Origin of the sequence: Methylobacterium indicum (genome assembly GCF_001043895.1) — a bacterium.
In the GTDB taxonomy this organism is placed as follows: domain Bacteria; phylum Pseudomonadota; class Alphaproteobacteria; order Rhizobiales; family Beijerinckiaceae; genus Methylobacterium; species Methylobacterium indicum.
This window is the reverse complement of sequence record NZ_JTHF01000016.1, coordinates 1-10,216: the sequence shown is the minus strand read 5'-3', so window position 1 is coordinate 10,216 and position 10,216 is coordinate 1. Positions and strand designations below refer to the sequence as shown.

At 71.5% G+C, this 10,216-nt stretch carries 10 protein-coding genes; 1 reads left to right on the top strand and 9 read right to left on the bottom strand.

Going from position 1 to position 10,216, the window contains the following annotated elements; genetic code table 11:
* The 6 genes from QR78_RS02475 to QR78_RS02450 all read right to left on the bottom strand — a co-directional run.
* The coding region (locus QR78_RS02475) for an adenylate/guanylate cyclase domain-containing protein (protein WP_053220763.1) at positions 1 to 1,264 on the bottom strand (1,264 nt) is incomplete at its 3' end.
* Between the two features lie 93 nt (positions 1,265 to 1,357).
* The gene (locus tag QR78_RS02470) at positions 1,358 to 2,356 is read right to left on the bottom strand and encodes a peptide ABC transporter ATP-binding protein (RefSeq protein WP_048425907.1); all 999 of its coding nucleotides are present in this window, start codon (positions 2,354 to 2,356) and stop codon (positions 1,358 to 1,360) included.
* Positions 2,353 to 3,405 carry an ABC transporter ATP-binding protein gene (locus tag QR78_RS02465; protein WP_048425906.1) on the bottom strand — a complete coding sequence of 351 codons (1,053 nt, stop codon included), beginning with the start codon at positions 3,403 to 3,405 and terminating at the stop codon, positions 2,353 to 2,355. Before QR78_RS02465 ends, QR78_RS02470 begins: the two co-directional genes overlap by 4 nt.
* Before the next feature lie 8 nt (positions 3,406 to 3,413).
* Positions 3,414 to 4,325 (bottom strand): ABC transporter permease subunit, encoded by a 912-nt coding sequence (locus QR78_RS02460; RefSeq protein ID WP_048425905.1) that lies wholly within the window; start codon positions 4,323 to 4,325, stop codon positions 3,414 to 3,416.
* The gene (locus QR78_RS02455) at positions 4,322 to 5,332 is read right to left on the bottom strand and encodes an ABC transporter permease subunit (protein ID WP_048425904.1); all 1,011 of its coding nucleotides are present in this window, start codon (positions 5,330 to 5,332) and stop codon (positions 4,322 to 4,324) included. The genes QR78_RS02460 and QR78_RS02455 overlap by 4 nt, the downstream gene beginning before the upstream one ends.
* A gap of 10 nt (positions 5,333 to 5,342) precedes the next feature.
* The gene (locus QR78_RS02450) at positions 5,343 to 6,938 is read right to left on the bottom strand and encodes an ABC transporter substrate-binding protein (protein WP_048425903.1); all 1,596 of its coding nucleotides are present in this window, start codon (positions 6,936 to 6,938) and stop codon (positions 5,343 to 5,345) included.
* 200 nt (positions 6,939 to 7,138) lie between these two features.
* On the opposite strand from QR78_RS02450, the gene QR78_RS02445 reads away from it, so the two are divergent.
* Positions 7,139 to 7,366 (top strand): hypothetical protein, encoded by a 228-nt coding sequence (locus QR78_RS02445; RefSeq protein ID WP_048425902.1) that lies wholly within the window; start codon positions 7,139 to 7,141, stop codon positions 7,364 to 7,366.
* A 141-nt stretch (positions 7,367 to 7,507) separates the two neighbouring features.
* On the opposite strand, the gene QR78_RS02440 is transcribed toward QR78_RS02445, so the two are convergent.
* The 3 genes from QR78_RS02440 to pabB all read right to left on the bottom strand — a co-directional run.
* Positions 7,508 to 8,353, bottom strand: coding sequence for an aminotransferase class IV (locus QR78_RS02440; protein ID WP_048425901.1), 846 nt, complete (start codon positions 8,351 to 8,353; stop codon positions 7,508 to 7,510).
* On the bottom strand, positions 8,340 to 8,951 hold the full coding sequence (locus tag QR78_RS02435; RefSeq protein WP_048425900.1) for an anthranilate synthase component II: 612 nt from the start codon (positions 8,949 to 8,951) through the stop codon (positions 8,340 to 8,342). Before QR78_RS02435 ends, QR78_RS02440 begins: the two co-directional genes overlap by 14 nt.
* A partial coding sequence (gene pabB, locus QR78_RS02430; protein ID WP_048425899.1) for an aminodeoxychorismate synthase component I occupies positions 8,948 to 10,216 on the bottom strand: 1,269 nt, incomplete at its 5' end. The genes pabB and QR78_RS02435, both read right to left, overlap by 4 nt.

Here is a 10,216-nt window from a genome sequence, read left to right as displayed (position 1 = left end):
GGTCGGCGCCGATCGTGCCGATCACCACCGGGCCGCAATGCACCCCGACCGCGACCCGCATCGGCGCGGCCCCGCGGGCGATGCGCTTGGCGTTCCAGGCGTCGATCTCGCGCTGGAGGTCGAGGGCGCAGGCGACCGCCCGGGCGGCGCCGTCGCCGCGCCCGTCGAGGCCCCCGAAGGTCGCCATGAAGCCGTCCCCGAGGAACTTGTCGAGGGTGCCGGCATGGCGGAAGACCACCTTGCAGCTGCGCTCGCGAAAGCCGCCGAGGAGCGCGAAGGCCCGCTCCGGCCCCAGTTCCTCGCTCATGCCGGTGAAGCCGATCACGTCGGCGAACAGCACCGCCACCACCCGGGTCTGGGGCGCGCCGAAGCCCGCATGGGCCCGGGCGGCGAGCGCGTCGGCGACGTCGGGCGAGACGTAGCGGGCGAGGTCGGCCCGCACCACCTCGGCGCGGACCTGCGCCAGCATCGTGCCCCGCCCGCGCCACACCGCGATGGCGAGCAGCAGCGTGAACAGGCCGGTGACGATCCCTTGCGTCCAGAGCGGGGTCAGGCCGACATAGGCCGGGTCGAGGAAGACCTTGAGGCTCTCCTCGCTGCGCAGGCCCCCGTCGCGGACGGCGTCGGCGAAGCGCACGGTGTCCTCGCGGGCGTAGACCAGCCAGACGCCGAGCGACCAGATCGCGGCGATCCAGGTTCCGGTCCACAACACCGCCAGCGGCCGGTAGGTCAGCGCCGCCTCGCCGAGCAGCAGCAGCACGTAGAGGAATTCCGGGGTGCGCAGCCGGGTCTGGATCGGCCAGTCGACCCCGAGCCCGGCCGGCGGCGGCACGATGATGACGGCGCTCATCAGCGCCACGTCCAGCACCGTGAAGGCGAGCTTGATCGCCCAGGCGTGGCGGTGACGGCGCAGGCCGTAGGGAATCGTGCCCAGGACGAAGAACAGGCCGGCGGCGGCGAGGTAGTAGAGGCCGCGCGGCCAGGGCACCAGCACGAGCAGCCACAGCGCCACCACCGCGATGGCGACGGCGCGGGCCCGGAACGCGAAGGCGAGGCCGGCGAGCTCGGCGTGGCGCACGTTCTCGGCCAGCCGCCCGCGGGCCCGGGGCGGCAGCCTTCCGGCGAGCCAGTGGCGCAGGCGCGCGACCCGCAGGCTGGTGCGGAAGGCGAGCACGCGGGCGAGCCCGGCGCGGGCCAGGCGCGCGGCCCTCGGTTTCGACAGGGGATCGGGCGACGGCTCGTCCGCCGCGATGGGCTCGCTCACGGATCCGGTCGCTGGGCTCCCGCTACACTCCCTATGGTAGGGCGCGGGAGGGCCGGCGCGTAGCCCCGGGCGGGTGACCGGGAGGTGTAACGGTCAGACCGCGACCGCCCGCCCCTCGGCCCCTTCCAGAAAGTCCTCGGCGTAGTGGCAGGCCACCGCCCCGCCGGCGAGCGGGCGCGGGACCGGCCGCTCCTGGCGGCAGCGGTCGGTGGCGTGGGGGCAGCGGGTCGAGAACACGCAGCCCTGCGGGGGATTGAGCGGCGAGGGCAATTCGCCCCGCAGGACGATCCGCTCGCGGGTGCGGGCGCCCACGCCCGGCGTCGCCGCCATCAGGGCCCGGGTATAGGGGTGGAGCGGATTGGCGTAGATCGCGTCCTTCGGCCCCTGCTCCATGGCCAGCCCGAGATACATCACCAGCACGTCGTGGGCGATGTGGCGGACCACGCCGAGATCGTGGGAGATGAACAGGTAGGCGAGGCCGAGTTCGGCCTGAAGGTCCGCCAGCAGGTTCAGCACCTGGGCCTGGATCGACACGTCGAGGGCCGAGACCGGCTCGTCGGCGACGACGAGCTTGGGCGAGAGCATCAGCGCGCGGGCGATGGCGATGCGCTGGCGCTGGCCGCCGGAGAACATGTGGGGGTAGCGCGCGTCGTGCTCGGGGCGCAGGCCGACCTTGGCCATCATCGCCCGCACCCGCTCGCGGCGCTCCGATCCCGACAGGCCGGTATTGATGGCGAGCGGCTGCTCCAGGATCGCCCCGATGCGCTTGCGCGGGTTGAGCGAGCCGTAGGGGTTCTGGAACACCAGCTGCACGGTGCGGCGCAGGCGGCGGCGCTCCGATGACGGGGTATCGACGGCGTCGATCCCGTCGAGAGACAGGTCGCCGTCGGTCGGCGGCTCGATCAGCGTCACCATGCGGGCGAGGGTCGACTTGCCGCAGCCGGATTCGCCGACCACCGCCAGCGTCCGGCCGGGCTCGATCGCAAACGAGATGCCGCCCACCGCCTGGAGCCGGGCGGGCGCGCGAAACAGCCCGCGGCGGATCTCGTAGGTCTGGCGGAGATCGTCCGCGACGACGACGGGGGCGCTCAACGGACGGCCTCCGGGATGGCATCGGCGCTCGCGCCAACATCGGCGCTCGCGCCGACAGGGTGGTCCTGGCGGATGCGGGCGTCGCGGGAGGGGTCGCCGAGCGGGTAGTGGCAGCGGACCGAACCGCCCTGCCAGGGCCGCAGGGCCGGGCGCTCGTTGCGGGAATGGTCGGTGGCGTAAGCGCAGCGCGGCGAGAACAGGCAGCCGCGGGGCCGGTCGTAGAGGCCCGGCACCACGCCCGGGATGGTGGCGAGCCGCCCGCCCTCGCTGCGCTCCGGGAGCGCCGCGAGCAATGCCGCGGTGTAGGGGTGCTGGGGCGCGGTAAACAGGGTTTTTGCCGGCTGCTCCTCCATCACCTGGCCGGCATACATCACCATCATCCGGTCGGCGGTCTCGGCGACGACGCCCATGTTGTGGGTGATGAGCACCAGAGCCATGCCGCGCTCGCGCTGGAGCGAGAGCAGCAGGTCGAGGATCTGGGCCTGGATCGTGACGTCGAGGGCCGTGGTCGGCTCGTCGGCGATGAGGAGCTTGGGGTTGCAGGCGATCGCCATCGCGATCATCACCCGCTGGTTCATGCCGCCCGAGAGCTGATGCGGGTAGGACGAGAGCCGGCTCTCGGCCGCCGGGATGCCGACCTGCTCCAAAAGTTCGATCGCCCGCCTCTTCGCGGCCTTGCGGTCGAGGCCGAGATGCTGGCGCAAGCTCTCGGTGATCTGGAAGCCGATGGTGAAGCAGGGATTGAGGCTGGTGGTCGGCTCCTGGAAGATCATCGCCACGTCGCGGCCGGTGAGGCGGCGGCGCTCGCGGGCCGGCATGCCTAAGAGATCGCGGCCGGCAAAGGCGAGACGGTCGGCGGTGACCCGGCCCGGATAGGCGACGAGGCCCATCAGCGCCATCATGGTCACGCTCTTGCCCGAGCCGGACTCGCCGACGACGCCGAGCACCTCCCCCTCCTCCAGGGTCAGGCTGACGCCGTCGACGGCCCGCAGCGTCCCGCCCGCCGACGGGAAGGCGACGGAGAGGTTTTGGATGTCGAGGAGCGGCATCGGGCGCCTCACCGCTTCAGCTTGGGGTCGAGGGCATCGCGCAACCCGTCCCCGACGAGGTTGAAGGCCAGCACCGTGACCAGGATGATGAGGCCCGGGAAGGTCACCACCCACCAGGCGCGCAGCACGAATTCGCGGGCATCGGCCAGCATCGTACCCCATTCCGGCGAAGGCGGCTGGGCGCCGAGGCCTAAGAAGCCGAGCGCCGCGGCATCGAGGATCGCCGTCGAGACGCCGAGAGAAGCCTGGACGATGAGCGGCGCGGCGCAGTTCGGCAGCACCTCCGACAGCATGAGGCGCAAGGGGCCGGCGCCGCTGACCCGGGCGGCGGTGACGTAGTCCTTCGATTTCTCGGCGATCACCGCCGCGCGGGCGATGCGGACGTAATGCGGCAGCACCACCACGGCGACCGCCAGCATGGCGTTCATCAGCCCGGGGCCGAGGATCGCCACGATGACGATGGCGAGCAGCAAGGACGGCAGGGTCAGGATGATGTCCATCACCCGCATGATGACGATGCCGGTGGCGCCGCCGACGAAGCCCGCGACCAGACCCAGCATCGTGCCGACGAGGATCGACACCGCCACCACCGCGACGCCGATCGACAGCGACAGCCGGGCGCCGTGGATCAGGCGCGAGAGGATGTCGCGGCCGATCGCGTCGGTGCCGAGCGGGTAGGTGAGCGAGCCGCCCGCCTGCCAGAACGGCGGCTTGAGGAAGGCCGCGTCGTTGGTGAGGTTCGGCGGATGCGGCGCGATCACGTCGGCGAAGACCGCCATCAGGAAGACCGCGACGATCAGCGCCAGGCCGATCACCGCGCCCCTGTTGGCGCGAAAGCTCGTCCAGAACTCGGCGAGCGGGTGCGGCGGGCCGGCGGGGGCCGCCGAGGCGGCGGGAGTGTCGAGAAGTTCGGCGCTCATCGTGCGTGCCGGATGCGGGGGTTCACGAGGCCGTAGGCGAGGTCGACGAGGAGGTTCACCGCCATCACCACCGCGCCGATCAGCAGGATGCCGCCCTGGAGGACGGGGTAGTCGCGCCGGCCGATCGCCTCGATCAGCCACTTGCCGATGCCGGGCCAGGAAAAGATCGTCTCGGTCAGGATCGCGCCGGTGAACAGCACGCCGACCTGCAGCCCGATCACCGTGACGACCGGGATCAGGGCGTTGCGGAGCGCATGCAGCCCGACGATGCGCCAGGCCGGCAGGCCCTTGGCCCGGGCGGTGCGCATGTAATCCTCGCCCAAGACCTCCAGCATCGCCGAGCGGGTCATGCGGGCGATGACCGCGAGCGGCACCGTGCCGAGCACCACCGCCGGCAGGACCAGGTGAGAGAGCGCGGAGGCGAAGGCGCCGGATTCGTCGGAGAGCAGCGTGTCGATCAGCAGGAAGCCGGTCACCGGCTCGATGAAGTACTGCACGTCGATGCGGCCCGAGACCGGCGTCCAGCCGAGCTGCACCGAGAAGAGCAGGATCAGCAGCAGGCCCCACCAGAAGATCGGCATCGAGTAGCCGGTGAGCGACAGCCCCATCACCCCGTGGTCGAAGACCGAGTTGCGGCGCAGCGCCGCCAGGATCCCGGCCGGCAGGCCGACGAGGAGCGCGAACAGGATCGCGCAGATTCCGAGCTCGATCGTCGCCGGAAACAGGCTGGCGAACTCGGCGATCACCGGCTCCTTGGTGCTGATCGAGCGGCCCAGATCACCGTGGGCGAGCCGCTCGAGATAGATGCCGTATTGCGCGAGCAGCGGCTTGTCGAAGCCGTACTCGGCGCGCAGTTCCGCGTGCCGCGCCGGATCGATGCCCCGCTCCCCCGCCATCGTCTCGATCGGGTCGCCGGGCACCAGGCGGATCAGGAAGAACGCCACCAGGGTGATCCCCAGGAAGGTCGGGATCACCAGGGACGCGCGGGTCAGGAGGAAGCGGAGCACGGGAGGGCCGTTACTTCAGGCTGACGCCGTAGAAGGTGTGGCGGCCGAACGGCGACAGCTTGAAGTCCACCACCTCCTTGCGCACCGGCTTCAGCTGCACCGCATGCGCGATGGTGAACCACGGCGCCTGCTCCTTGAACACCACCTGCGCCTGTTCGTAGAGCTTGGTGCGCTCGGCCTTGTCGGTGATGGTCTTGGCCTTGGTGACGAGGTCGTCGTAGGTCTTGTCGCACCACTTGGCGGCGTTGCCGCCGCCCTTCTCCGCCGCGGCGCAGCCGAGCAGGGTGTGGAGGAAGTTGTCCGGATCGCCGTTGTCGCCGGTCCAGCCGAACATCGCGGTCTGGTGCTCGCCGTCCTGGATGCGCTTGCGGTACTCGCCCCACTCGTAGGACTTGATCTCGGCCTTCACGCCGATCTTGGCGAGGTCGGCCTGCATCAGCTCGGCGATGCGGCGGGCATTCGGGTTGTAGGGCCGCTGCACCGGCATCGCCCACAGGTCCATCGCGAAGCCGCTACCGAGGCCGGCCTCGGCCAGAAGCTTCTTCGCCGCGTCCGGGTCGTAAGGGTCGTCCTTCACCGCGTCGTTGTAGGACCACAGGGTCGGCGGGATCGGGTTCTTGGCGGCGACGCCGGTCGACAGATAGACCGCGTCGATGATCGCCTTCTTGTTGATCGCCATGTTCAACGCCTTGCGCACGCGCACGTCGTCGAACGGCTTCTTCTTGGTGTTGTAGGCCAGGTAGCCGATGTTGAGGCCGGGCTGCTCCAGCACCTGGACGTTGGCGTCCTTGCGCATCGCGTCGACGTCGGCCGGGTTCGGGTAGGGCATGACGTGGCACTCGCCCTTCTGGAGCTTGGCCCAGCGCACCGAGGCATCCGGCGTGATGGCGAAGACCAGGTCGTCGAGGGCGGCCTTGCCGGCGTAGTATTGCGGGAAGGCGCGGTAGCGGACGATCGCGTCCTTTTGATATTGCAGCAGGTAGAACGGACCGGTGCCGATCGGCTCCTGGTCGAGCTTGTCCGGCGTGCCGGCCTTCATCATCGCGTCGGCGTATTCCTTCGACTGGATCGCCGCGAAGGGCATGGCCAGATCGGCGAGGAACGGCGCCTCGGGCCCGGTCAGGGTGAAGCGGACCGTGTAATCGTCCACCTTGTCGAGCGATGCGAGAAGCTTCGGCAGCCCCATGTCGTTGAAATAGGTGTGGTTGGAGCTGGTCACCCGGAAGAACGGGTTGTTCTCCTTCCACTGCCGCTCGAACGAGAAGATCACGTCGTCGGCGTTGAAGTCACGGGTCGGCTTGAAGATCTTGTTGGAGTGCCACTTCACGCCCTTGCGCAAGTGGAAGGTGTAGGTCTTGCCGTCCTCGGAGACGTCCCATTTCTCGGCGAGGTCGGGCACCACGTCGGTGGTGCCGCGCGCGAAATTGACGATGTTGGAGTAGATCTGCGAGCCGGCATCGAACGAGGTGCCGGTGGTGTTCACCGCCGGATAGAAGTTCTCCGGGCTGCCCTCGGAGCAGTAGACCAGCGTCTTGGCGCCGGCGGGCAGGCTTGCCGCCAGGGCGGTCGCGGCACCGAGAACCACCGCCAGGGACGCGCGCTTCATGCTATGATCTCCGATCGAGGGCCTGACGGCCTTGCTTGCGCCACTTCTGGCGGGTTTCCGATCTTTTTCGCAAGGCCCCGGCGGATGGGACGCACAGTCGCGTAACCTTCCGGGTGATTGTGTTCGGGTCGGAAGTCGTGTCTGGTTTCGGACGGATCGTCGGAGCGGACCCCCGCCGTGACGGTCGGTTCGGAGGCCGCGTGGCGCCTGACTCTTCACCCGCGGCGGAGCGCCCGACGGTCGCGCAGGCCTGTCGCGGCATCGCCCGGCAGCTCGCCGTGCTCGACGAGCGCCGGCGTCGGGGACTGCCGACCGGGCGCACCGAGGAGGCCCTGCGCGTCCTGCGGGTCGAGCTCGGCCTCGCCTATGCCCGCGAGGCGATCGGGGTGGCGGAGCTGCGCCACCGGATGACGGGGCAGGCGGAGTGAGCGCGGGCCTGACGCTGTCGAAGACCGGTTCGTGAACCCTCCCCCCTCTCCCCGCCCGCAGGGACAGGAGGAAACCCGTGCGTTCTCGTCTCCGGTCGTTCTTCCGGGCTGTTCTGCCCGCAGAGGCTGGCAGCGGCGCCGTCAGCCCTCCACCGCCATCCCGCAATCCTGCGCGATCTCGCGCGACAGGGCCTCGCGCAGGGCCAGCACCGCCGGATGCCCGGCGCTGGCATGATCCCGCGCCCCGATCCGCCGCACCGGCGCGACCAGCCGCAGGGAGTTGGTGAGGAAGACCGCCTCGGCTTGCGCCAGATCCTCGGGCGTCACCGGCCGCTCGCTCGCCTCGAGGCCGAGGCCGGGGGCGAGCGCCAGCACCCGGGCGCGCACGATGCCGGCGAGCACCCCCTCGTCGAGGGGCGGCGTCACCACCTCCCGCCCGGACACCGCGAACAGGGTGCCGATGCCCGCGCAGGCGACCCGGCCCTGCATGTTGAGGAAGACCGCCTCGTCGTGGCCTTGGGCCCCGGCGGCCTCGGCGGCCAGCACCGCGTCGAGGTAGCCGAGCGTCTTGTGGCGCGAGGCCGGCGAGGTCTCGTTGCGGCGGATCGCGCTCCAGCCGAGGGAGACCTCCGAGAATGCCGTGCCGGGCCGCCAAGGCGCGGCGGCGGCCCACAGGACGGGCCGGGGCTCCGCCGGCGGGCGAAGGCCCCGCGGGCCGGCACCGCGGGTGACGGTGGTGCGGATCGCGGCGCGCGGATGGCGCGCCGCCACCGCCCGCATCGCCGCCCGGGCCTCCCCGAGATCGACCGCGAAGCCGAGCGCCGCCCCGGCCGCCCCCAGCCGCGCCAGGTGCGCCGCCTCCTCCACGATCCGGCCACCCAGCGCCAGGGCGGTGTCGAACACCCCGTCGCCGAGCAGCAGGCCGCGATCGGCGAGGTCGAAGGGCTGAACCGTGTCCTCGTGGAGCGCCCCGTCACGCCACAGCACGGGATGCCCCTCCCTCCGCGTGCCAGCGCCGGGCGAGATCGAGAAAATTGCCGAACAGGGCGTGGCCGTGCTCGGTCAGCACCGATTCCGGGTGGAACTGCACCCCGTAGGTCGGGTGGCGGCGGTGCGAGAGCGCCATCACCTCGCCCTCGGGCGAGACCGCATCGACCGTGAGGTGCGGGTCCATCGCGGCCTGCGGCGTCACGATCAGCGAGTGGTAGCGCCCGACGGTGAGCGGCGCCGGCAGGCCGTGGAAGAGGTTGCGGCCCTCATGCGCGATCGCCGTCGCCTGGCCGTGGAGGGGCCGCGCCGCCCGCTCGACCCGGCCGCCGAAGGCCGCCCCGATGCATTGGTGGCCGAGGCAGACGCCGAGCAGCGGCACCGCGCCCGACAGCTCGCGGATCGCCGGCAGCGACACCCCGGCCTCCGTCGGGCTGCAGGGCCCGGGCGAGATCACCACGGCCTGTGGGGCCAGCGCCCGGATCCCCGCGACGTCGAGGGCGTCGTTGCGCGCCACCCGGACCGCTTCGCCCAGTTCCTCGACGTAGCGCACCACGTTGAAGACGAAGGAATCGTAGTTGTCGATGACGAGGATCATGCGCCCTCCCCGGTCGCGAAGGCCGAGAAGACCCGCTCGGCCTTGGTCAGGGTCTCGCGGTACTCGGAATCGGGGTCGGAGAGCAGGGTGACGCCGCCGCCGGCCTGGAGCACGGCGCGGGTGGCGTCGAGCATCACCGTGCGGATCGCGATGCTGGTGTCGAGGCTGCCGTCGAACCCGATCCAGCCGATGGCGCCGCAATAGGTCTCGCGGGCATCGCCCTCGATGTCCGTGATGATGTCCATGGCGCGCAGCTTCGGCGCCCCGGTGATCGAGCCGCCCGGGAAGGTGGCGGCGAGAAGGTCGAGCCCGTCCGCCCCGTCCTTCAGCGTGCCGGTCACCGCCGAGACGAGGTGGTGGACCCCGGCATAGGTCTCGATCCCGCAGAGCGTCGGCACCGCTACGCTGTGGGGCGCGCAGATCCGCGACAGGTCGTTGCGCAGGAGATCGACGATCATCACGTTCTCGGCCCGCTCCTTGGGATCGGCGGCGAGCGCCTCGGCCCGGGCCCGGTCCTCCGCCGGGTCGGCGGCGCGGCGCGCCGTGCCCTTGATCGGCCGGGTCTCGACCGCGCGGCGATCGAGGCGCAGGAAGCGCTCGGGCGAGGACGAGGCGAGGGTAAGCCCGTCGCCCTCGAGATAGGCCGCGAAGGTCGCGGGGTTCCGCGCGCGGAGCCGCCGGTAGAACGCGAAGGCGTCGAAGCCCGGCGGCAAGGCGGCCTCGAAGCGCTGGGCGATGTTGGCCTGGTAGATGTCGCCGGCCCGGATGTAGTCGCGCACCCGCTCGACCGCCCCGGCATAGGACTCGGCCGTGAAGTTCGAGCGCCAGGCGAGCGGCGCGACCGGGGCGGGCGCGCCCTCCGGCGCCGGCCGGCTCAGGGCCTCCGCCAGGGCGTCGAGGTCGCGTTCGGCCCGGCGCGCCCGGGCGGCGGGCTCGGTCTCGGGAAAGCCGGTGGCGATCAGCCGGCAGGTGCCGGCGCGATGGTCGAAGGCGACGACCGTGGCGTAGAGGCTGACCGCGAGGTCGTCGGCGAGGCCGGCGCGCCGGGCCGGCGGCGCCACCCGCTCCAGGCTCGCGCCGAGATCGTAGGCGAAGTAGCCGATCGCCCCGCCCTGGAACGGCGGCAGGTCGGGATCGGCCTCGATCCGGTAGGGCGCCAGCACCGCCCGCAGGGCCTCGAGGGGCGTGCCCGGCACCGCCGCGCCGTTCCAGGTCGCCCGGCCGTCCCGCGCGCGAAAGGTCCCGAACGGCGCGGCGGTGCCGGG

Bases quoted from the DNA above. Each gene is read 5' to 3' on its own strand.
- QR78_RS02465 (WP_048425906.1), bottom strand. From the start codon at position 3,405: ATGCCGCTCCTCGACATCCAAAACCTCTCCGTCGCCTTCCCGTCGGCG.
- QR78_RS02435 (WP_048425900.1), bottom strand. From the start codon at position 8,951: ATGATCCTCGTCATCGACAACTACGATTCCTTCGTCTTCAACGTGGTG.
- QR78_RS02460 (WP_048425905.1), bottom strand. From the start codon at position 4,325: ATGAGCGCCGAACTTCTCGACACTCCCGCCGCCTCGGCGGCCCCCGCC.
- QR78_RS02450 (WP_048425903.1), bottom strand. From the start codon at position 6,938: ATGAAGCGCGCGTCCCTGGCGGTGGTTCTCGGTGCCGCGACCGCCCTG.